At 63.1% G+C, this 21266-nt stretch carries 18 protein-coding genes; 12 read left to right on the forward strand and 6 right to left on the reverse strand.

Annotation, left to right across the window (positions count from 1 at the left end; translation table 11 throughout):
- Positions 1-630 (forward strand): response regulator transcription factor, encoded by a 630-nt coding sequence (locus tag CTATCC11996_RS01500; protein ID WP_003066795.1) that lies wholly within the window; start codon positions 1-3, stop codon positions 628-630.
- 65 nt (positions 631-695) lie between these two features.
- On the opposite strand, the gene CTATCC11996_RS01505 is transcribed toward CTATCC11996_RS01500, so the two are convergent.
- A complete protein-coding gene (locus CTATCC11996_RS01505) occupies positions 696-1355 on the reverse strand; it encodes a YiaD family glycine zipper/OmpA-like lipoprotein (RefSeq protein ID WP_003066797.1) in 660 nt (219 codons plus the stop codon).
- 184 nt (positions 1356-1539) lie between these two features.
- Positions 1540-1710, reverse strand: a complete 171-nt coding sequence (locus tag CTATCC11996_RS25845; RefSeq protein ID WP_003072234.1) for a hypothetical protein — start codon at positions 1708-1710, stop codon at positions 1540-1542.
- Between CTATCC11996_RS25845 and mltA the strand changes: the two genes are divergently transcribed.
- Positions 1709-2884, forward strand: a complete 1176-nt coding sequence (gene mltA / locus CTATCC11996_RS01510; RefSeq protein ID WP_003072236.1) for a murein transglycosylase A — start codon at positions 1709-1711, stop codon at positions 2882-2884. The two genes, CTATCC11996_RS25845 and mltA, sit on opposite strands and share 2 nt — an antisense overlap.
- 93 nt (positions 2885-2977) lie before the next feature.
- Here mltA and CTATCC11996_RS01515 read toward each other — a convergent pair whose 3' ends face one another.
- Positions 2978-4687 carry an MFS transporter gene (locus tag CTATCC11996_RS01515; RefSeq protein WP_003072238.1) on the reverse strand — a complete coding sequence of 570 codons (1710 nt, stop codon included), beginning with the start codon at positions 4685-4687 and terminating at the stop codon, positions 2978-2980.
- Between the two features lie 232 nt (positions 4688-4919).
- Positions 4920-5402, reverse strand: coding sequence for an Lrp/AsnC family transcriptional regulator (locus tag CTATCC11996_RS01520; protein WP_003072240.1), 483 nt, complete (start codon positions 5400-5402; stop codon positions 4920-4922).
- Between the two features lie 198 nt (positions 5403-5600).
- Here CTATCC11996_RS01520 and CTATCC11996_RS01525 point away from each other — a divergent pair, with 198 nt between their 5' ends.
- From CTATCC11996_RS01525 to CTATCC11996_RS01545, 5 genes are all read left to right on the forward strand, one after another.
- Positions 5601-9179, forward strand: coding sequence for an indolepyruvate ferredoxin oxidoreductase family protein (locus CTATCC11996_RS01525; protein ID WP_003072242.1), 3579 nt, complete (start codon positions 5601-5603; stop codon positions 9177-9179).
- A 363-nt stretch (positions 9180-9542) separates the two neighbouring features.
- Positions 9543-9875 (forward strand): preprotein translocase subunit YajC, encoded by a 333-nt coding sequence (yajC, locus tag CTATCC11996_RS01530; RefSeq protein ID WP_003066810.1) that lies wholly within the window; start codon positions 9543-9545, stop codon positions 9873-9875.
- Positions 9876-9963: 88 nt separating this feature from the next.
- Positions 9964-11862, forward strand: coding sequence for a protein translocase subunit SecD (secD, locus tag CTATCC11996_RS01535; protein ID WP_003072245.1), 1899 nt, complete (start codon positions 9964-9966; stop codon positions 11860-11862).
- Positions 11863-11873: 11 nt separating this feature from the next.
- Positions 11874-12830 carry a protein translocase subunit SecF gene (gene secF / locus CTATCC11996_RS01540; protein WP_003072247.1) on the forward strand — a complete coding sequence of 319 codons (957 nt, stop codon included), beginning with the start codon at positions 11874-11876 and terminating at the stop codon, positions 12828-12830.
- Positions 12831-12886: 56 nt separating this feature from the next.
- Entirely contained in the window at positions 12887-15292 is a 2406-nt protein-coding gene (locus CTATCC11996_RS01545; RefSeq protein WP_003072250.1) for a DUF1631 domain-containing protein, read from the forward strand.
- A gap of 127 nt (positions 15293-15419) precedes the next feature.
- On the opposite strand, the gene dprA is transcribed toward CTATCC11996_RS01545, so the two are convergent.
- Both dprA and CTATCC11996_RS01555 read right to left on the reverse strand, forming a co-directional pair.
- Positions 15420-16613 (reverse strand): DNA-processing protein DprA, encoded by a 1194-nt coding sequence (dprA, locus tag CTATCC11996_RS01550; RefSeq protein WP_003072252.1) that lies wholly within the window; start codon positions 16611-16613, stop codon positions 15420-15422.
- A 13-nt stretch (positions 16614-16626) separates the two neighbouring features.
- The gene (locus CTATCC11996_RS01555; protein ID WP_003072253.1) at positions 16627-17814 is read right to left on the reverse strand and encodes a LysM peptidoglycan-binding domain-containing protein; all 1188 of its coding nucleotides are present in this window, start codon (positions 17812-17814) and stop codon (positions 16627-16629) included.
- Positions 17815-18017: 203 nt separating this feature from the next.
- On the opposite strand from CTATCC11996_RS01555, the gene def reads away from it, so the two are divergent.
- Genes def through CTATCC11996_RS01580 form a run of 5 tightly spaced genes read left to right on the forward strand, consistent with a single transcriptional unit; the run spans position 18018 to position 21142 of the window.
- The gene (def, locus tag CTATCC11996_RS01560) at positions 18018-18530 is read left to right on the forward strand and encodes a peptide deformylase (protein ID WP_003072256.1); all 513 of its coding nucleotides are present in this window, start codon (positions 18018-18020) and stop codon (positions 18528-18530) included.
- 10 nt (positions 18531-18540) lie between these two features.
- Positions 18541-19038, forward strand: coding sequence for a protein kinase family protein (locus tag CTATCC11996_RS01565; RefSeq protein WP_003072257.1), 498 nt, complete (start codon positions 18541-18543; stop codon positions 19036-19038).
- 42 nt (positions 19039-19080) lie between these two features.
- Positions 19081-20046 (forward strand): methionyl-tRNA formyltransferase, encoded by a 966-nt coding sequence (gene fmt, locus CTATCC11996_RS01570; protein WP_003072260.1) that lies wholly within the window; start codon positions 19081-19083, stop codon positions 20044-20046.
- Positions 20043-20810: an AzlC family ABC transporter permease gene (locus CTATCC11996_RS01575; protein WP_003072262.1), complete on the forward strand. Its 768-nt coding sequence runs from the start codon at positions 20043-20045 to the stop codon at positions 20808-20810. Before fmt ends, CTATCC11996_RS01575 begins: the two co-directional genes overlap by 4 nt.
- Complete coding sequence (locus CTATCC11996_RS01580) at positions 20810-21142, forward strand: AzlD domain-containing protein (RefSeq protein WP_003072265.1); 333 nt, start codon at positions 20810-20812, stop codon at positions 21140-21142. Before CTATCC11996_RS01575 ends, CTATCC11996_RS01580 begins: the two co-directional genes overlap by 1 nt.
- Positions 21143-21266 lie beyond the last annotated feature (124 nt).

A 21266-nucleotide genomic window follows, 5' to 3' on the forward strand; every position in this document is an offset into this window, starting at 1 on the left:
ATGGAACCTGTAACCGACGCTACCGTCTACGTGGTGGACGACGATGCCGATGTCCGAGAGGCATTGGCATGGCTGCTGCGTTCGCGCCGATTGCTGAGCGAGTGCTATCGCAACGCCGAAGAATTCGAGCAGGCCGTGCTGCAGACCAGCCCCGTGACGCGCCGGCCCTGTTGCCTGCTGCTCGATATGCGCATGACGGGCATGAGCGGCCTGTCGCTGTTCAACCGCATGCTGGAGCGCGGCCAGATCGAGGCCATGCCCGTGATCTTTCTGACCGGACATGCCGATGTTCCGACGGCCGTGGATACGGTCAAGCGCGGTGCCTTCGATTTCTGCGAGAAGCCGTTTTCCGACAACGCGCTGGTGGACCGGGTGGAGCAGGCGCTGGCGCTGTCTGCCGAGCATCTGGCCGCCTTGCAGGCGCGCGAAGAGGTGCGCAGCCGCTTGGACGAGCTGACCGATCGGGAAAAGGACGTGATGAAACTGGTTGTCGAGGGTGTGCCGAACAAGTTGATTGCCGATCAGCTCGATATCAGCGTGCGCACCGTGGAAGTGCACCGGGCGCGTGTCTTCGACAAGATGCAGGTCAAGTCGGCGGTCGAGCTGGCCAATCTGCTGCGCAACGCCTGAGCGCAAACCTTCGCGGCATGAAAAAAGCCCCGCTTTGCGGGGCTTTTTGCTGGCTGGTGCCTGTCTTACTGAGGAGCGCGCTCACCCACGAAAATTTCCACGCGGCGGTTGCGCGCACGGCCTTCGTTGGTGGCATTGGACGCCACGGGCTGGTGCGAGCCCATGCCCTGCACCTGGATGCGGGCGCCATTGACGCCGCGCGATGTCAGATAGTTGCGGGTGCTCTCGGCGCGCTGCAGCGACAGAGGGTTGTTGATGGCATCGGAGCCTGTGCTGTCGGTGTGACCGATGATGCGCACTTCTGCGTTGGGGTTGTTGCGCAGACCTTCGGCAAAGCGATCGAGGATGGGAGCGAAGTTGCCCTTGATGTCGGCGCGGCCGGTGTCAAAGGAAATATCGCTGGGGATGTCCAGCTTGAGCTGGTTGTCCGCGGTCTGTGTCACGCCCACGCCTGTGCCCTGGGTCGCGGCTTCCATTTCGCGCTTTTGCTTCTCGAGGTTCTGCGACCAGATATAGGAGCCCAGGGCGCCGACACCGGCACCGATCAGTGCACCCTTGCCGGCATGGCCACCAGCAATGGCGCCGATGGCAGCGCCGCCCAGTGCGCCCACGCCTGCACCGGTGGCAGTACGACGCGTGGTGTCCGACATGCCGCCGGTATTGGCGCAGCCGGTGATCAACAATGCAGAGGCCAGAGCGGCCGTCACAGCCATTTGCTTGCGCATAGAAAACTCCTTAGTTTGATAAACGACCCGGAGGGTCTTGCAAACCAGCTTCGCGTAAAAGCTGCAAGGCCACGAGCGTACTGCCAAGAGAAGGCAAAAAAAGTAGGACGTGGGCCAGCGAGCGGTTTCTGATGCAAAAGATTGTCACATCCGGCCCGCGCTGCAGTGGCTGCAGCGCCATGGGCTAAGCTCGATTAGAGCGATCTTGTTCGGGGTCTGCAAGCACTTCTTTGTGCGGCGCCGGCTCGACCGGGGCCGGCAACTCACCCTTTTTTCGACCCGAGAACATGGTCCACCACACAATAGCGACCAAAATGGCCAACGCCAGCAGTGCTTCAAGCAAAATCAGACCCATGAATTTCCATCTCCTGCGCCGAGCTTCACTGGCGCTGATTGTAGGAACCCTGGTGGCATGCACCACCACCAAGCAGCAAAACGACCCGGCACCGGTGCCAGAGATGGCTCCGCATGGCGGGCCGGCTTCCGCAGCCAAGCCGCCGTTCACCGCCAATGTACCGACTAAAAGCCGCTGGGTGGCGGTGGACTGGGGCGAGTTGCCCGGCGTGCCCCAGGATTCTCTGAATGAGGCCTGGAATGCCTGGATCAAGAACTGCGAGCGTCCCAGCACCGTGTTTGCCAATCTGTGCGGCGAGGTGCGCCGCCTGAGCATTGCCTCGGAAGACGAGCAGCGCAGCTGGATGATGAACACGCTGCAGCCCTATCGCATCGAAGCGACCACGGGCAGCCCCGACGGCATGCTGACCGCTTATTACGAGCCCTTGTACGAGGCGCGCCGGGTGCAGGGCAACGGCTTCAATGTGCCCATCTATCAGGTCCCGCAGGGCTTTGGCAAGCGCAAGCCCTGGTTCACGCGCCAGCAGATCGACACCATCCCCGAGGCGCAGGCCGCCCTGGCCGGCCGCGCCATTGCCTGGCTGCGCGACCCGGTGGACATGCTGGTGCTGCATATCCAGGGCTCGGGCCGGCTGATGCTGACCGAGGCCGACGGTCGCCAGCGCATGATCCGCGTGGCCTATGCCGGCACCAACGATCAGCCCTACAAGAGCGTGGGCCGCTGGCTGCTCGACCAGAACCTGGTGCGCGATGCCACCTGGCCCGGCATCAGCGCCTGGATTGCTGCCAATCCCTCGCGTGTCAACGAGATGCTCTGGAGCAATCCGCGCTATGTGTTCTTCCGCGAGGAGGCGCTCAATGACTTCGATGCCCAGTTCGGCCCCAAGGGCGCGCAGGGCGTGGCGCTGACGCCGGGCCGCTCCATTGCCGTGGACCGCAACAGCATCCCTTACGGCACGCCGGTCTGGCTGTCCACGCCCGGCCCTACGGTCTCGCTCAACCGCCTGGTGTTTGCGCAGGATACGGGCAGTGCGATTCTGGGCGCCGTGCGCGCCGACTATTTCATGGGCTGGGGGGCCGAGGCCGGCGATGTGGCTGGCCGCATCAAGCAGCCGCTCAAGCTCTGGGCCTTCTGGCCCAAGGCCTTGGCCGGATCGGCTCCGCATCTGCGCTGAAACAAAAACAGGAGCTATCAGCGCTTGTCAGACAATGCATTTCAATGGATAACTATCTGAAATTGTTGTATTGATAGCGCTGACAGCTCTCTTTTAGAGAGCATCGGTGAAGTAGCGCTGCACCACGGGCGGCTCCTTGCCCTTGTGAAAGCTCAGCTTGCGGTCGCGCAGCGCCACATCGGCGGTCGTCACCCGCTCGAAGCGGCGCAGATGCTCGGTCCAGGACTCGTCGGTGATCTGCTCCACAAAGCGCTCGGGCTGGCTCATGCTGTGCAGCAGGCTCCAGGACAGCGCGCCCTGGCGCAGGCGGCTGCGCCGGCTCAGCTGCATCAGATCGCGGAAGGCGCCGGCCCTGGCCGGATCGATCAGGTACTCGATGGTCACCACCACGCGGCCGGCTTCGGGCGGCAGCGCGGCCGTCGGCGGCGTGAAGGCGCGCGAAGGGCTGAGGTCTTCCTCGATGTCGCGGTCCGGGTTCAGGCGCTGCACGATCAGCAGGGCCGTCAGCCCGCTGACGGCGGCCACGGCCATGCTGATCTGCACCGAGCTCAGGCTGGCGACCTTGCCCCAGATGGCGGCGCCAATGGCCGTGCTGCCCATGATGGACATCTGGTAGATGGACATGCCGCGTGCCCGCACCCAGTTGGGCAGGGCCATCTGCGCAGCCACGCCCAGCGTGTTGGCCGTGGCCAGCAGGGCCAGGCCCGAGAGCATCATGCCCGGCACGGCCACGGCGATATGGGGGGCGAAGGCCACGGTCAGCGTGGCCAGGCTTTGCGCGGCCACGCCGGCCAGCACCGTGCGCTCGCCCGACAGCATCTGGCGTATGCGCGGCAGCAGCATGGCGCCCAGGATGGCACCCGCGCCCATGGACGCCAGCAGCAGCGTGAAGGTGCCGGCGCTGCCGCTGCTGGCCGTGCCGTGGTCCAGGCGCTGGGCCGTCAGCGGCAGCAGCGCCATGATGGCGGCGGCCTGCAGAAAGTAGCAGACGGTGCGCAGCAGCACGGCATGCATGCGCGGCGACTCCTGGATGAACTGCAGGCCCACCCGCATGGCCGAGCCCAGGCGCTCGCGGCCCAGCGGGTTGGCGGGCTGCTGGCGCTTCCAGCGCAGCAGCACAAAGCCCGAGACGATGGACAGAGCTGCGTTGAGCACAAACACCCAGGCACTGCCCAGGCTGGCGATCAGGGCGCCCGCCACCAGCGGGCCGATGATGCGCGAGGCATTCATGGCCACGCCGTTGAGCGCCATGGCAAAGGGCAGGTGGTGCTTGGGCACCAGCTCGGGGATCAGCGCGGAGAACACCGGCCAGCGCATGGCCAGGCCGATGCCGTTGGCAAACACCAGGGCCAGCAGCAGATAGGGCGTCAGCTGGCCCGAGAGCACGGCCAGGCACAGCAGCAGCGCCACGGCAGCCACCCAGAACTGGGTGACGATGAAGTAGCGGCGCCGGTCCAGGATATCGGCCAGTGCCCCGCTGGGCAGGGCCAGCAGCAGCACCGGCAAGGTGGAGGCCGACTGCACCAGCGCCACCAGCACGGGCGAGGTGGTCAGCGATGTCATCAGCCAGGCGGCCGCCACATCGTTCATCCACATGCAGATATTGGCCGTCATCCAGATCATCCACAGCATGCGGAAGGTGGGTGTGGCCAGCGGCGTCCAGACGCCCGGGGCCGCGGCAGGCGGCGCGCCGCCGTCATGCATGGCCGAGGGATCTTCCAGCAGCTTGCCTGCAGGGACCTGGCCGGATTCTGAAATTATTGGATTTTGGGGAGCGCGTGCTGCGGAATCATCGTGGGCCATGGGACACGATTCTGTAGCAGGAAAGTTGTGCTGACAAATACGTAGTTTCTCAAACCTGCCCGGCTCGGCGCCCAGTGCTGCTCATGCGCTGACTGCTATTGATAAGTGAGCTTTCAGCGCTTGATGAACAAGGATTTCAATATGGATTGAGTCTGCATATCTGATGAATCAAGCGGTACATGCTTCACTTTTGAGTGCCGCCGGCCTGGCGCAGGCAACACTCAGGCGGCACTCAGGCGTGCGTCAGCGTGCTGGGCAGCGGCAGCGCGCTGCTGGACTTCACTTCGCCCAGCGAAAAAATCGTGTGCACGTCTTTGACGTTGGGCAGGCGCAGCAGCACATTGCGCACAAAACCGGAAAAGCTCTCCAGATCCCTGGCAACGACCTGCAGCTCGAAGGTACCCGCGCCGCTGATGTAGTGGCAGGTGGTGACCTCGGGCAGCAGGCGAATGGCTTCCTCCATGCGCAGCGTGATGTCGGCCGTGTTCTGTGCGGCATCCACGCGCACAAAGGCCAGCACGCCCAGGCCCAGCTTGTGGCGGTCCAGCGTGGCGTGATAGCCGGTGATGTAGCCCGACTCCTCCAGCGCGCGCACGCGCCGCCAGCAGGGCGCGGCGGACAGGCCCACGCGCTGGGCCAGCTCGGCATTGGTAAGGCGCCCATCCATCTGCAGCTCATTCAGGATGGCCCAGTCGAAGCGATCAAGTTGATTCATGATCCGCAATTTACAGCAAGATTCTTTCAAAAACTAGGTTAATCCCGGCAATAAAAAGAAAGCTCTATTCAGTGCGTTTTCCGTAAACTTTGCTCAAACAACTTGCGTTCCGTGCCTCTGGCGCAGGAATGCCCAAAGCAATATGCTGCTCTGGTAGCCATCAGCTGCCACGGGTGGTCACCCACATGGAGACAAGCCATGAATGCCCCTTTGCCCGATGAAGTCCGTCGTGCCCTGGAGTCTGTGACTCTGGACGACAAATATTCCCTGGCCCGCGGCCGCGCCTTTATGAGCGGCGTGCAGGCCCTGGTCCGGCTGCCCATGCTGCAGCGCCTGCGCGATGCGCAGGCCGGGCTCAATACCGCCGGCTTCATCAGCGGCTATCGCGGCTCGCCCCTGGGCACCTACGACCAGTCTCTGTGGGCCGCCAAAAAGCATATGGAGGCGAATCACATCGTCTTTCAGCCCGGTGTGAACGAAGAGCTGGGCGCCACGGCCGTCTGGGGCACGCAGCAGCTCGATCTCTACCCCGAAACCAAGAAGTTCGACGGTGTCTTCGGCATCTGGTATGGCAAGGGGCCGGGCGTGGACCGCTGCTCCGACGTGTTCAAGCACGCCAATATGGCGGGCACGGCCAGGCATGGCGGCGTGATTGCGATTGCGGGTGACGACCACATCAGCAAGTCCTCCACGGCCGCGCACCAGAGCGACCACATCTTCAAGGCCTGCGGCACGCCGGTGTTCTTCCCCAGCAATGTGCAGGACATCCTGGACATGGGCCTGCATGCCTTTGCCATGAGCCGTTTCTCGGGCCTGTGGTCGGGCATGAAGACGATCCAGGAGGTGGTGGAGTCCTCCTCCTCGGTCCTGGTGGACCCGGATCGCGTCAACATCATCCTGCCCGAAGACTTTCAGATGCCGGACGGCGGCCTGCATATCCGCTGGCCCGATCCGCCGCTGGAGCAGGAAGCGCGGCTGATGAACTACAAGTGGTATGCGGCCCTGGCCTATGTGCGCGCCAACAAGCTCAACCACAACGTGATCGAGGGCCCCAACGACCGCTTCGGCATCATCGCCAGCGGCAAGGCCTATAACGACACGCGCCAGGCCATGGCCGATCTGGGGCTGGACGAGGACACCTGCCGCCAGCTGGGCATCAGGCTGCATAAGGTCAACGTGGTCTGGCCGCTGGAGGCCACGATCACGCGCGATTTCGCACGCGGCCTGCAGGAGATTCTGGTGGTCGAGGAAAAGCGCCAGGTCATCGAATACCAGATCAAGGAAGAGCTCTACAACTGGCGCGACGACGTGCGCCCCAATGTGGTGGGCAAGTTCAGCGACGAGCATGGCGGCGAATGGTCGCTGCCCAACCCCAGCACCGACTGGCTGCTGCGCCCCACGGCCGATCTGACCCCCGCCATCATTGCGCGCGCCATTGCCCAGCGCCTCAAAAAGCTGGGCGTGCCCGAGCATGTGCAAACGCGCATGCAGCAGCGTCTGGCCGTGCTTGACGCCCGCGAAGCGGCGATCAAGGCCGCCAAGGAGGTCTCCACGGGCGACCGCACTCCCTGGTTCTGCAGCGGCTGCCCGCACAACACCTCGACACGCGTGCCCGAAGGCTCGCGCGCCGTGGCCGGCATCGGCTGCCATTACATGACCACCTGGATGCCCGATCGCCGCACCAGCACCTTCACGCAGATGGGCGGCGAGGGCGTGACCTGGGTGGGCCAGGCGCCTTTCACCAAGGAAGCCCATGTCTTCGCCAACCTGGGCGACGGCACCTACTTCCACAGCGGGCTGCTGGCGATACGCCAGAGCATTGCGGCCGGCACCAACATCACCTACAAGGTGCTCTACAACGACGCGGTGGCCATGACGGGCGGCCAGCGCGTGGGAGAGCGGCCTGAAGGCCATTCGGTGCTGCAGATCATGAACAGCCTGCTCTCCGAGGGCGTGGGCAAGCTGGTCATCGTCACCGACGAGCCCGAGAAATACGATGGCGTGAAGCTGGGCGAGGGCGTGACCGTGCACCACCGCGACGAGTTGGATGCGATCCAGCGCCAGTTCCGCGAGCTCAAGGGCTGCACGGCCATCATCTACGACCAGACCTGCGCCACCGAAAAGCGCCGCCGCCGCAAACGCGGCACGCTTTCCACGCCCGACAAGACCGTGGTCATCAACGAGCTGGTCTGCGAGGGCTGTGGCGATTGCTCGGTGCAATCCAACTGCCTGTCGGTGGAGCCCGTGGAAACCGAGTTCGGCCGCAAGCGCCGCATCAACCAGAACAGCTGCAACAAGGACTATTCCTGCGTCAAGGGCTTCTGTCCCAGCTTCGTCACCGTCGAAGGCGGTCAGCTCAAGAAGCCCAAGCAGGAGAAGAAGGGCACCCTGGAAGCCCTGCCCAACATTCCCGAGCCCGTGCTGCCCGTGGCCGAGCAGGCCTGGGGCATCGTGGTGGCCGGTGTCGGCGGCACGGGTGTGATCACCATCGGCTCGCTGCTGGGCATGGCCGCGCACCTGGAAGGCAAGGGCGTGGTCACCCAGGATGCGGCCGGTCTGGCGCAGAAGGGCGGCTCCACCTGGAGCCATATCCAGATCGCCAACCGCGCCGATGCCATCTACACCACCAAGGTGGACATGGCCAAGGCCGATCTGGTCATCGGCTGCGACCCCATCGTGGCGGCCACGCCCACCACCTTGTCCGTGATGCAGCCGGGACGCACCTATGTGGCGCTCAACAGCCATGCCGCGCCCACTGCCACCTTCGTGGGCAACCCCGACTGGCAGTCGCCGGCCGCACGCTGCGCCACGGCGCTGGCCGAGGCCGTGGGTCATGGCGCCCTGGGCAGCTTCGACGCCGAGAAGGCCTCCACGGCCCTGCTGGGCGACAGCATCTACGCCAACCCCATGATGCTGGGCTACGCCTGGCAAAAAGGCAGGGTGCCGCTGAGCCATGCCTCGCTGATGCGCGCCATGGAGCTCAACGGCGTGCAGGTGGCACGCAACCAGGAGGCTTTTGAATGGGGCCGCCGCTGCGCCCATGATCTGGAGGCTGTGCGCGCTCTGTATCAGGCATCGCAGGTGATCCAGTTCGTCAAGAAGCCGTCGCTGGAGGAAATGCTGGACAAGCGTGTGGAGTTCCTCACGGCCTACCAGAACGCGGCCTATGCCCAGCAGTACCGCGACTTCGTGGCCAAGGTGCGCGCGGCGGAAGAGCCGCTGGCCCAGGGCACGCGCCTGTCCCAGGCCGTGGCGCGCTATCTGTTCAAGCTGATGGCGTACAAGGACGAGTACGAGGTGGCGCGTCTGCACACCGAGGCGGCGTTCACTCAGAAGATCAGCGACATGTTCGAGGGCGACTACAAGCTCGTGCATCACCTGGCGCCCCCCGGTTTCGCCAAGAAGGACGAGCAGGGCCATCTGCTCAAAAAGTCCTATGGCCCCTGGATGCGCAAGGCCATGGGCTGGCTGGCCGGCATGAAGGGGTTGCGCGGCACGGCGCTGGATCCCTTCGGCCGCACCGAGGAGCGCCGCACCGAGCGTGCCTTGATCGTCGAATACCGCCAGTGCATCGAAACCCTGCTGAAGGGTTTGACGACCGATAAGCTGGCGCTGGCCGTGGAGATCGCCTCCATCCCCGAAGACATTCGAGGCTACGGCCATGTGAAGGAGCACCATCTGGCGGCCGCGCGCATCAAGTGGCAGACGCTGATGACTCGCTGGAATGGCTCGGCTGCACCCGCTGCGCCAGCGGTCAAGCTGATGGCAGTGAACTAATTGCGCCGAAGTGCATCACAACAAGGCCGGGGCAACCCGGCCTTTGTATTCATGGCCAGAGGCGCGACGCTGGCGGCACTATCTGATTGATAGCTGCAAACGCATGTATTTACTGATATTCAAATATAAAACAGTCAGAAAACAATGCAGGCAATGCGCTGATAGCTATGTTTTTTGTTGGCATTGTTGATGTGGGACGGGAGGTCCGCATCGCATCAGGGAATGCCTGTGCTGCGCGGCTGCCCATGCCAATCTTGGGTACAAGCCAGCCGAATACAATGTCCCGCTGACCTGGCGAGATCGTGCAAGTGCGCGCCTGCCGGGACCTATTCCTGACAAATTCACTCTTTCGGAGTCTTTTTCGTGTTCATTTCTTCTGCTTTCGCCCAGACCGCTCCTGCCGCCGCTGCTGAAGGCGGCTTCATGGGTTCGCTCACCGGCATGCTGCCTCTGGTGCTGATGTTCGTGGTGCTGTACTTCGTGATGATTCGTCCCCAGATGAAACGCCAGAAGGAACACCGCTCCATGATCGACGCGCTGGCCAAGGGTGATGAAGTGGCAACCGCCGGCGGCATCATCGGCACCGTGACCCGCATGGCCGAGCAATTCATCTACATCGAAGTGGCATCCGGCGTGGAAGTCCAGATCCAGCGCTCTGCTGTGGTGCAGGTGCTGCCCAAGGGCACGGCCAAGTAAGCCTGTCTGCTGTGGATTTTGAGGGGTACGGCGCTCGAACAGAGTGCGCGTACCCGTTGTGCGTTGCTGTAAAACAAAGAGCGCGATCATGAACCGATACCCGGTCTGGAAGTACGCGATCATCGTGATCGCGCTGCTGGTGGGGGTGCTCTACACCCTGCCCAATTTCTTTGGTGAAGCGCCTGCCGTGCAGGTGTCCTCGGCCAAGTCCACCGTCAAGGTGGACAACGCTGTGCTGCAAAAGGTGGAGTCCGCCTTGAGCGCGGCCAGCGTCAAAGCTACATCGATGTCGCTGGAAGGCACTTCGGTGCGCGCCCGCTTCGATACGCCCGATGAGCAGCTCAAGGCCAAGGACGTCATCCAGAAGGCCCTGATCTCCGACCCCACCGACCCCTCCTACATCGTGGCGCTGAACCTGGTGTCGCGCTCGCCCGACTGGCTCACGGCCATCGGCGCCAAGCCCATGTATCTGGGCCTGGACCTGCGCGGCGGCGTGCACTTCATGCTGCAGGTGGACATGGCAGCGGCCCTGACCAAGAAGGCCGAGAGCTATGCGGGCGATCTGCGCTCTTCGATGCGTGACAAGAACATCCGTCACGGCGGTGTCAGCCGCGACGGCAACAACGTCACCATCCGCGTGCGCGACGAAGCCACGCTGACGGCGGCGCGCAACCTGATCGCGGACCAGTTCCCCGATCTGGCGGCCACTTCCTCGCCCGATGGCACTGGCTTCAAGCTGGTGGCCTCGATCAAGCCCGAGGCCCTGCGCAAGGTGCAGGAGCAGGCGCTCAAGCAGAACATCGTCACGCTGCATAACCGTATCAACGAACTCGGCGTGGCCGAGCCCGTGATCCAGCAGCAGGGCCTGGACCGCATCGTGGTGCAACTGCCTGGCGTGCAGGACACGGCCAAGGCCAAGGACATTCTGGGCCGTACCGCCACACTGGAAGTGCGCATGGTGGACGAGTCCGCCGAAGCGCGTGCTGCCGAGATGGGCTCCGGCCCCGTGCCTTTCGGCTCCGAGAAATACCTGGACCGCAACGGCCAGAGCATCATCGTGCAAAAGCAGGTGACGCTGACCGGCGAGAACCTGACGGATGCCCAGCCCGGCTTTGACAGCCAGACCCAGGAGCCCACCGTCAACCTGACGCTGGACGCCAAGGGCGCGCGCATCTTCAAGGACGTGACGCGCGAAAACGTGGGCAAGCGCATGGCCATCATCCTGTTCGAAAAGGGCAAGGGCGAAGTGGTGACGGCTCCCGTGATTCGCGGTGAAATCGGCGGCGGCCGCGTGCAGATCTCGGGTCGCATGACTACGGCTGAAGCCAACGACACCTCGCTGCTGCTGCGCGCCGGTTCGCTGGCCGCGCCCATGGAGATCATCGAGGAATACACCATCGGTCCAAGCCTGGGCGCCGACAACATCGACCGCGGTATTCACTCCGTGGTCTGGGGCATGGTGGCTGTTGCTGCCTTCATGTGTGTCTATTACATGCTGTTCGGCGTGATCTCCACGATCTCTCTGGGCATCAACGTATTGCTGCTGCTGGCCATTCTGTCCATGCTGCAGGCCACGCTGACCCTGCCCGGCATTGCCGCCATGGCGCTGGCGCTGGGTGTGGCCATCGACTCGAACGTGCTGATCAACGAGCGCATTCGCGAAGAGCTGCGCGCCGGTGCTTCGCCCCAGGCGGCGATTCATGCCGGTTACGAGCATGCCTGGCACACCATCCTGGACTCGAACGTGACCACCCTGATTGTGGGTCTGGCACTGCTGGCCTTTGGTTCTGGTGTGGTGCGCGGCTTTGCCGTGGTGCACTGCATCGGCATTCTGACCAGCATGTTCTCGGCCGTGTTCTTCTCGCGTGGTCTGGTCAATCTCTGGTACGGCGGTCGCAAGAAGCTCAAGAGCCTCGCCATCGGTCAGGTCTGGAAGCCTGAGGGTGAGGGGCACCGTTCCGTGGCCGGCCGCGGCGGCAACAACTAAGGAGGAAGATCATGGAGTTCTTCCGCATCAAAAAAGACATTCCGTTCATGAAGTACGCGTTGGTCTTCAACGCGATTTCCTTCATCACCTTTGCGCTGGCCGTTTTTTTCCTGTTCTCGCGCGGCCTGCATCTGTCCGTGGAGTTCACGGGCGGTACGGTCATGGAAGTGGCCTACACCCAGCCTGCCGACATCGGCAAGGTGCGTGAAACCGTTTCCAAGCTCGGCTATGCCGATGTGATCGTGCAGAATTTCGGTACATCCAAGGATGTGATGATTCGTCTGCCCGTGCAAAAGGGCGTGACGACTGCTCAGCAAAGTGAGCGGGTGATTACTGCACTGAAGGCCGAGGATGCAGAGGTCACGCTGCGCCGCACCGAGTTTGTCGGCCCGCAGGTGGGCGATGAGCTGATGCACAACGGCCTGATGGCGCTGGGCATGGTGGTGCTGGGCATCATCATCTATCTGGCCTTCCGCTTCGAGTGGAAGTTCGGTGTGGCGGCCATCATTGCCAACTTGCACGACGTGATCATCATCCTGGGCTTCTTTGCCTTCTTCCAGTGGGAGTTCTCGCTCTCCGTGCTGGCAGGCGTGCTGGCCGTGCTGGGTTACTCGGTCAATGAGTCCGTGGTGATTTTTGACCGTATCCGAGAGGCCTTCCGCAAGTTCCGCAAGCTCAGCACCCACGAGGTGATCGATCACGCCATCACGTCGACCATGAGCCGGACCATCATCACTCACGCTTCGACCGAAGCCATGGTGCTGTCCATGTTCTTCTTTGGCGGCCCCAGCCTGCATTACTTTGCGCTGGCGCTGACGATCGGTATCTTGTTCGGTATCTATTCTTCGGTGTTCGTGGCGGCTGCCATTGCCATGTGGCTGGGCGTCAAGCGCGAAGATCTGGTCAAGGCTCCAGCCAAGCCCGGGTCGCAAGATCCCAACGATCCCAACGCGGGAGCCGTGGTCTGACGCTTTGACCATTGCGGCGGGTGCATAACTGCTTCTGCCGCCATTACACTTACGGAATGGCTCTCTCGCAGTCTTCCTCCACCGCGCCTGCGGCCCCGCAACAGCTGGGCTGGCAGGCGCGCTTGCGTTGGGTCCATGGCATTTGTCAGGGCCTGCCCAAGGTCGCTCAGCAACTGGATGAATTCCTCTCCAACCAGAGCAGTGCCGTCTCCACTGCCAAGGAGATGCAGGAGTGGCGCGAGGCCTGGGTTGGCTTTCAGCAGCACAAGGATGCGTGGTCGCAGGCTGGCGCTCAGGCGCTGCAGCAGGCCGCGCGCAAGCCGCCCTCTGGCAGTTCGGAGAGCAACTCGTCGGGCTCGGCTCCGCTGACCTTCGAGCTGCTCAGCGACGAGGTCGTCGAAAACAAGATTCTTGCCTCCCGCATGGCCTTGGCCATGGGAGAGACGCTGCAGCCCGGTTTCGAGGCCATGCGTCTGCGTATCCAGGCACTGGAGGGCCATGAACTGGCCTCCCAGGACATGTTCCGTGCAGAGACCATCTGCCTGCATCTGGTCGAGCAATGGCTGGGCAGCGGCATGGAGCGCAAGCATTTGCTCAGGGCCGTGGAGCCCCTGCAGAATGCGCTGGCACCGCTGATGGAGTCCGAGTACAGCATCCTGCACAAGCTGCTGGATGCCAAGGGCGTCAGCAAGGCCCAGGATGCTCCGTTGCGCGTGCGACGTACCGAGGGCGGCCCGTCCACCGGGGCCATGCATCTGGGCGCCAGCAGTGGCTATGGCAATGCATCCGATGCGGGCTGGGCCAACTCTGCGATGCAGTACATGCCGGCCGGTATGGCTGCCGGCCTGGGCGCCGGGCCTGGGATGGCTCCGGGCATTGCCCTGCCGCCAGGCGCCAGCGCCGGCCTGGGCATGCTGGCGCGGGCGCGACATCGCGCGCTGGATGCCATGAATCAGCTGCGCCAGGTGCTGAGCCAGCCTGCGGTCGGCATGCCAGGTCTGATGCCCGGCGCGCCTGTCGTTCCCATGCCTCCGGCGTCTGCCGCTCTGGCGCAGGCGCTGCAGGAGCAGCAACAGCTGATGGCGGCCGAGCTCCAGGCCCAGTATCCGGCTGCGGCCGGTTCGGCCATGGTCATGGCCATGCCTGCCATGGACTACAGCCCGGCGGCGATCGGCCAGTTGGTCAATCTGGTGCGCGAGCGCTCGGCTGACTGGAAGCAAAAGGCCGAGACCAAGAGCGAGAAGGCGACCATCGAGGTGGTGGCGCTGATGTTCCAGAGCATTCTTTCGGAAGACCGTCTGCCGCCGTCCATTCGCGTGTGGTTCGCGCGCCTGCAGGTCCCGGTTTTGCGCGTGGCCCTGGCCGAGCCGCAGTTCTTCAGCGATCTCAACCACCCGGCGCGCAAGCTGATTGACCGCATGGGCTCCTGCGTCATGGGCTTTGATGCCAGCAGCATCAATGGCAATGCGCTGGAGACCGAGATCCGCCGTGTGGTTCAGGTGATAGAGCAGTACCCTGAAACCGGGCAGAAGGTCTTCGCCCTGGTGCTGCGCGAGTTCGAGGAATTCCTCACCAGGCACTTTGCCCAGAATCGGTCCACGGCCAAGATCACCAGCGTGGCTCAACAGGTGGAGCAAAAGGAGACGCTGGCCATCCAATACACCATAGAGCTGCGCAATATGCTCACCGACATGCCGGTGCGCGAAGAGGTGCGAGACTTTCTCTTCAAATCCTGGGCCGATGTGCTGGCCATGGCCACCGTGCGCTATGGCGCCAAGGATGCGCGGGCCATGCGCCTCAAGCAGGCGGCCAGCGAGCTGGTCTGGTCGGCCAGCGCCAAGCCGTTGCGTCAGGAGCGTGCGCGTGTCATCCAGGGCTTGCCGACCTTGCTGCAGACCTTGCGTGAAGGACTGGAGCTGGTGAGCGTGACGGGCGATGCACAGTCGACCGCGATCAAGGTGTTGACCGATACGCTGGCACAGGCCTTCATGTCCAAGACGGCAGCCATTCCGACCGAGCGTATCGAGGCCATGGCCAAGCGCCTGGCGGAGCTGGAGAAATACATCAGCGAGGACGGCAAGCTCGACGATATGCCGCTGTCCAGCGAGAGCATAGAGCTGATGCTGGGCGTGGATGCGGGCGATCTGAACGTCATTGCCAACACGGACAGCCCGGTGGAGCCCGCCATGCTGGAGTGGGCCCAGTCGCTGGAAAGCGGCCGCTGGTTCACGCTGGACCACAACGGTGCCCGTGTACAGGTGCAATATGTCTGGCATAGCCGTCGCAAGCATCTGCATTTGTTCGCCTCGCTGGATGGACACTGCTATCTGCTGCAGGCGCAGCGCATGGCGACCTATCTGCAGGCCGGCTTGCTCGCGGTGCATGATGCCGAAGCACTGACGGTGCGCGCCACGCGCGATGCACTGCAGAAAATTCAGGCGAATCCGGAAAGACTGGCCTAAGCACCGGAGGTGCTTTGCATCCTTTCCATTTCTCTATTCGCTGCGCCAGGGAAGGGGAGCGAAACCTTCGGCGCCGAGCGGCCCTTGCTTGGTGTCGTTTGTCGGGATATGCCGGTTTTGGGGCGTCTCAGCTTTGAGCAAGTCGCTGGTAAAGGCCGCCAGGCAGGCGCGCGACCAGGCCGTCGAGCTCCAGCTCCATCAGCTGCGCCTGCAAATGGGCGGCATCCCAGCCCGTGCGATCGCTCAGGGACTCCAGTGTCATCGGGTCATGGCCCAGCGCCTGCAGCAACGGGCTCTCAGGTGTCGGCGCTTTATTTTTGATAGCTTCTTGCGCTTGTCCGGCCGTGGTTGGCACGAGCTTCAGTCCTTGAAGCTCTTCGAGCACATTGTCAGCAGTTTCCACCAGCTTGGCCCCCTGGCGTATCAGCGCATGGCAGCCCTTGGCCTGCGGCGCGTGGATGGAGCCGGGAATGGCAAAGACTTCACGCCCCTGCTCGTTGGCCAGACGGGCCGTGATCAGCGAGCCAGACTGCAAGGCGGCTTCCACGACCAGGGTGCCTTGGGACAGGCCGGAGATGATGCGGTTGCGCTGAGGGAAATGCCTGGGCAAGGGCTCGCTGCCCAGCGGGTATTCGCTGATGATCAGCCCATGGAGCGCAATTTGCTGCGCCAGTTTGGCGTGCGCGCGCGGATAGACCTGATCGAGTCCGGTGCCGACGACGGCAATTGTGCAGGGGGCAGGGCCCGAGCGGGCCTGGAGTGCTCCCTCATGGGCGGCTGCATCGATGCCGCGTGCCAGGCCTGAGACTATGCACAGCCCTTGCTCGGCCAGTGCCTGCGCCATGCTGCGTGCATTGATGACGCCCTGGGCGGACGGATTGCGGCTGCCCACCATGGCCAGGGTGGCGGGATAGGGGAACCAGGGGCGGGTAGATGCCAGCAGCGTCGCTGGACCTTGGACAAACAGCAGCAGGGGCGGATCTTCGGTCTGCAGCAGGCAGTCCGGATATTGAGAGTTGCCCAGATGGATAACGGTGTGCAAGGTACCCGGTGCGGGCGAGGCCAGCCATCGAGCCAGTGTGCTGCAATGCTTTTCCCAGTCTTTCGGGAGCTCTGTCAGAGCCTTGATCTGAGCCTGAGTGGCGCATTCAGCCCATGTTGACAGCGGCAGCTGCCAGACCGCGTCTGCACTACCGGCGCTGGCCAGCAGGCGGCGTGCCGTGGTGCGTCCAAGACCCGGTGTCAGCAGCAGGCGCAGCCAGGCCAGAGTTTCGGCATCGGGCAGGGCATGGTGCGCATCTTGCGAAGGGGGCGACACCATGCTCACGCTCCATTCAGGGCAGGGGTGACTGCAGGCCATCGCCCACATTCACTCCGCGCTGGGCCGTGGTGATGAGCGCGTAGGAAACCCGGTCAAACACCTTGAAGACCATGGCATAGCCGTTGGCCTCATCGGGCAGCTTCACCCGGTCACGGCTGGGACTGGTCTTGTCCACGATGACATTGCCCTTGCTGACGAGTTCCAGGACCGCGCCGACGTCCATACCGTCCCTAGCCCCCTTGTTGATGGCAATGACCTGATTCTGAGCCGCGTTATAGCCCACCGAGTCGCCGTAGATGGAGACCACGGCGGCATCCACCGCTTGGCGCGGGGCATGGGGCACATAGCTCAGATACTGCTGCTCGGGCGAGGGCAGCAGACGGTCACCTGGGCGGATTTCGTTCTTGGAGCGGATGATGTCCACAGTTCCTGGCGCGGTCTGTACAGGCTGGCCTGGTGCGGATTCAAGCAATGTTTCACTACGTGCCACGGTGGCACTGCCCAGGTACTTGGCCTCGTAGCCCAGGATTTCCCCGGTGACGGGATCCTTGAGGGGTGTGGCATCGCGGAAGATGCGGTAGCTCGCGGGCTGGCCCTTGCCGGTGGTGACCAGCGCGCCGCCGGAGTTGCGCACATAGGCGCGATCGCCATTGGCCATGAGCACGCGCTTGTCCTGGGTGGCGATGATGCGCGGTGCCTGTGCCAGGGCCTGGCTGTCCACCACCAGCGGCTCGGCCAGGAAGGGCTCGATCAGATGCGGCGGCAGCGTGGGCAGGGCCAGGTCGTTCAGCGACGATTCACGCGTTTGCGGCGACAGACGCACTACCTCGGAATCTCCGTTGGGGGCCGTGGTCGACAGGCGGGCATAGCCGTTGCTGCGCACCAGATACAGCACCTGGCCAGGGTAGATCAGATGAGGGTTGGCGATGCTGGAGAGGTTCATGCCCCAGAGTTCGGGCCAGCGCCAGGGCTGGCGCAGATACATGCCCGAGATGCCCCATAGTGTGTCGCCGCGCTTGACGGTGTATTGCGCGGGAGCGTTGGGCGCCAGTTCGTTCTCGGGGATGCCTTGCTGAGCGACTTGCTGTGCGGTGGAGCGCTGGGTGGCGGTCACAGGATAGCTTTGGGCATGGACCGAAGTCAGGGCTGCAAGCAATGTGGCTCCAATGCTCAAGGCCCGTGCAGTGGCAAATGCGGTCATGAAATTCCTTCTGGCGGGATTCGTTTGCTGCAGCGTCCCTCGCGTCGCCGCACTGTGGCCGATCTTGGCATAGCCAGCCAACAAGTCTTACAAATGTGTCGAAATTCTCGATGCAAGGCCTCGATAGATCAATGTTTATTGAGGGCGTGACAAGCGTTTGGCGTCAAATGTTGGGACAATAACGACAGATTTACCGACACACCATGGCCATTCTTCCCATCCTCTGCTATCCCGATCCCCGTCTTCACAAGGTCGCCAAGCCCGTGGCGCAGGTGGATGAGCGCATCCAGACTCTGGTGAAAGACATGCTCGAGACCATGTATGACGCCCAGGGCATTGGCCTGGCCGCGACGCAGATCGATGTGCATGAGCGCGTCATCGTGATCGACGTGTCCGAGAAGCGCAACGAGCCCATGGCGTTGATCAACCCCGAGATTCTCTGGGCCAGCGAGGAAAAGCAGCTGGGCGAGGAAGGCTGCCTGTCCGTGCCTGGCATCTACGACGGCGTGGAGCGCTCCATTGCCGTCAAGGTCAAGGCCCTGGATGAGAATGGCAACAGCCGAGAGATCGACGCCGAAGGCATGCTGGCCATCTGTATCCAGCACGAGATGGATCACCTGCTGGGCAAGGTGTTTGTCGAATACCTCTCGCCGCTGAAGCGCAATCGCATCAAGACCAAGCTGGTCAAGGCCCAGAAGCAAGCCCTGAGGGCCTGATCGGAGTCCCATGTCACTGCCTCGCCTGCAAACACTGTTGACTGCCAGTCTGCTGACGTTGGGTTTGGTGGGTTGTATGGTGCCCCAGTGGCAAAAGCCCGGCATGCCTCAGGCCGAGGTAGAAAAAGGCATGGGCAAACCCACTTTGGTCGTGCCTCTGCCAGACGGCGGCCAGCGTCTGGTCTATAGCCAGCAGCCGGCCGGTCAGCAGGTCTATCACATGGATTTCGATGCCCGGCACAAGCTGGTGCGTGTGGAGCAGGTGCTGGATACGGCGCATTTTTTCGCGCTGCGCAACGGCGTTGACACCCGCGACGATGTCTATCGCATGTTCGGGCCGCCCGCCATAGTCGAGAGGGTCTACAGCTTCAAAGGTGACGTCTGGACCTACCGTTTTCTGGACAATACCTTTGCTCGGCGTGCCCATGTGCACATAGACCCGCAAGGGGTGGTTCAGAAGGTCATGTTCACCGATGAGAGCATTTACTTCAAAGAACCGCATCTTTGAACATCTGGCAGCCGGCGGCTGCCTTTTTAATTTGTGAGTCCCATGAAAGTCATTTTTGCCGGCACGCCCGAATTTGCGCGCGTGGCCCTGGAGAGTCTGCTGGCTGCAGGTTTTGAAGTTCCGCTGGTGCTGACGCAGCCGGATCGTCCCGCCGGGCGCGGCATGAAGCTGCAAGCCTCTCCCGTCAAGCAGTGCGCCTTGGAGCATGGCATTGCAGTGGCCCAGCCGCTGAGCCTGCGTCTGGACGGCAAATATCCCGAAGACGCCGCTGCCGCCAAGGCCGCTATCGATGCCGCTCAGGCCGATGTGATGGTGGTGGCTGCCTATGGCCTGATCCTGCCCCAATGGGTGCTCGATACGCCGCGCCTGGGTTGCCTGAACATTCATGCCAGCCTGCTGCCGCGCTGGCGCGGTGCAGCGCCGATTCATCGCGCCATCGAGGCCGGTGACGCCGAAACCGGCGTCACCATCATGCAGATGGATGCCGGCCTGGATACCGGCGATATGTGTGTGATCGAGCGCCTGCCGATTGCTGCGCACGACACCACGGCCAGTCTGCACGACAAGCTGGCCACGCTGGGCGGCCGCCTGATCGTGGAAGCGCTGGAAATGGCGGCCTGCGGAGGTCTCAGTCGCACGCCGCAGCCCGCCGATGGAGTGACCTATGCCCACAAGATCGAGAAGGCGGAGAGCCTGATCAACTGGAGCGAAAGCGCCGATGTCATTGCGCGCCGGCTGCGTGCCTTCAATCCCTTCCCCGGCGGCGCCACCAGCCTGGGTGGTGAAGCCATCAAGGTCTGGGAGGCAGAGGCCCAACAAGGCAGCGGCGCGCCCGGCTGCGTGCTGTCAGCCGATGCCCGGGGCGTGCGCGTGGCCTGTGGTAGCGGCGTGCTCAATATGACGCTGCTGCAGCGTGCGGGTGGCAAGCGCCTTGCCGCTGGCGATTTTCTGCGTGGTTTCGAGCTGCCCGCAGGCGCGCAACTGGGCGAGGATGCTGGCGAGATATGACGGATATGGTGCTCACGCTGGGCCAGCGTGCGAAATCGATAGTCAGGGATCCGTTTTTCTGGGTCGGCTCCAAAGAGATGGGCGGCACTGCTCTGGGCATTGCCGCCTGGGGCCTGGTAACCGGCGTGGCCATGGTCAAAAGCGGTCTGTCCGTTCCCCTGGCGCTGCTCATGGGTTTGACTGTCTATGCGGGCAGTGCCCAGCTGGCCGTGCTGCCGCTGATGGCCGTGGGAGCTCCGCTGTGGGTGGTCTGGTTCACCGCCATCTGTGTGAACCTGCGTTTTGTGATCCTGTCCAGCATGTGGCGCAGCTATTTCGCCAACCTGAGTCTGCGTCACCGCCTGGCGGTCGCCTATTTCAGCGGCGATGTGATTTTCGTGAACTTCATGCGCCGCTACCCAGAGGCCAGGCCGCAGCCCGAGCAACTGCCCTATTTCTGGGGGGCGGCGCTGACCAACTGGCTGGCCTGGCAGATCCCGTCCACGCTGGGCATTTTCCTGGCCGACCAGATTCCTCTGTCCTGGGGGCTGGGCTTTGCCGGCGTGCTGGCTCTGTTGGGCGTGCTGCTGTCCATGCTCAAGGACCGCGCAACCTGGGTGGCCTCCATCGTGGCCTGCACGGCAGCCGTGGCGGCTTTTGCGCTGCCGCTCAAGCTCAATATCCTGGTGGCGATCGCCGCCGCCGTGGCTGCAGGCCTGACGGCCGAGCAGCTGCAAAAGCATGCCAGCCGGCTGCCTGCAGTGAAGAATGAGGAGGAGCGGTAATGATGAGCAGTTTCTGGGTCATCGTTGCCTGTGTTGGTCTGGCCCTCATCACGCTGATCACGCGTGCTTTCTTCATGATCCCCGAGCGTGAACTGCCGCTGCCCAACTGGCTCAAGCGCGGGCTCAAATACGCACCGTTGGCGGCCCTGGCGGCGGTGATTGCGCCCGAGATCGTGATGAGCAATGGTCAACTGATAGACAGTCTGGCCGATGCGCGATTGCCTGCGCTGGCTGCTTCGGTGGTGTATTTTTTTTACAAGCGCAGCATTCTTGGCACCATTGCTCTGGGCATGGCGATTTATCTGCCGCTGCATATCGGTCTGGGTTGGTAGCCTCAAGACCAGACAGAACAGGAGCTGCGTGCTCCTGTTTTCATATGAGCCATCGATAAAAAGGCTTGAAACCCAGTTACAGAGCGCGCTAGATGCTCCTGTTTTTGAGTCGAGTAAGCGTGTA

This window comes from Comamonas testosteroni ATCC 11996, from assembly GCF_000241525.1.
Classification (GTDB): Bacteria; Pseudomonadota; Gammaproteobacteria; order Burkholderiales; family Burkholderiaceae_C; genus Comamonas; species Comamonas testosteroni.

What these genes read in the sequence shown, in the direction of transcription:
- CTATCC11996_RS01525 (WP_003072242.1), top strand. Translation starts at nt 5,601, where the DNA reads ATGAATGCCCCTTTGCCCGATGAAGTCCGTCGTGCCCTGGAGTCTGTG.
- CTATCC11996_RS01575 (WP_003072262.1), top strand. Translation starts at nt 20,043, where the DNA reads ATGACGGATATGGTGCTCACGCTGGGCCAGCGTGCGAAATCGATAGTC.
- CTATCC11996_RS01515 (WP_003072238.1), bottom strand. Translation starts at nt 4,687, where the DNA reads ATGGCCCACGATGATTCCGCAGCACGCGCTCCCCAAAATCCAATAATT.
- def (WP_003072256.1), top strand. Translation starts at nt 18,018, where the DNA reads ATGGCCATTCTTCCCATCCTCTGCTATCCCGATCCCCGTCTTCACAAG.
- CTATCC11996_RS01565 (WP_003072257.1), top strand. Translation starts at nt 18,541, where the DNA reads ATGTCACTGCCTCGCCTGCAAACACTGTTGACTGCCAGTCTGCTGACG.
- CTATCC11996_RS01555 (WP_003072253.1), bottom strand. Translation starts at nt 17,814, where the DNA reads ATGACCGCATTTGCCACTGCACGGGCCTTGAGCATTGGAGCCACATTG.
- mltA (WP_003072236.1), top strand. Translation starts at nt 1,709, where the DNA reads ATGAATTTCCATCTCCTGCGCCGAGCTTCACTGGCGCTGATTGTAGGA.
- CTATCC11996_RS01500 (WP_003066795.1), top strand. Translation starts at nt 1, where the DNA reads ATGGAACCTGTAACCGACGCTACCGTCTACGTGGTGGACGACGATGCC.
- dprA (WP_003072252.1), bottom strand. Translation starts at nt 16,613, where the DNA reads ATGGTGTCGCCCCCTTCGCAAGATGCGCACCATGCCCTGCCCGATGCC.
- CTATCC11996_RS01580 (WP_003072265.1), top strand. Translation starts at nt 20,810, where the DNA reads ATGATGAGCAGTTTCTGGGTCATCGTTGCCTGTGTTGGTCTGGCCCTC.
- CTATCC11996_RS01505 (WP_003066797.1), bottom strand. Translation starts at nt 1,355, where the DNA reads ATGCGCAAGCAAATGGCTGTGACGGCCGCTCTGGCCTCTGCATTGTTG.
- secF (WP_003072247.1), top strand. Translation starts at nt 11,874, where the DNA reads ATGGAGTTCTTCCGCATCAAAAAAGACATTCCGTTCATGAAGTACGCG.
- CTATCC11996_RS01545 (WP_003072250.1), top strand. Translation starts at nt 12,887, where the DNA reads ATGGCTCTCTCGCAGTCTTCCTCCACCGCGCCTGCGGCCCCGCAACAG.
- secD (WP_003072245.1), top strand. Translation starts at nt 9,964, where the DNA reads ATGAACCGATACCCGGTCTGGAAGTACGCGATCATCGTGATCGCGCTG.
- CTATCC11996_RS25845 (WP_003072234.1), bottom strand. Translation starts at nt 1,710, where the DNA reads ATGGGTCTGATTTTGCTTGAAGCACTGCTGGCGTTGGCCATTTTGGTC.
- fmt (WP_003072260.1), top strand. Translation starts at nt 19,081, where the DNA reads ATGAAAGTCATTTTTGCCGGCACGCCCGAATTTGCGCGCGTGGCCCTG.
- CTATCC11996_RS01520 (WP_003072240.1), bottom strand. Translation starts at nt 5,402, where the DNA reads ATGAATCAACTTGATCGCTTCGACTGGGCCATCCTGAATGAGCTGCAG.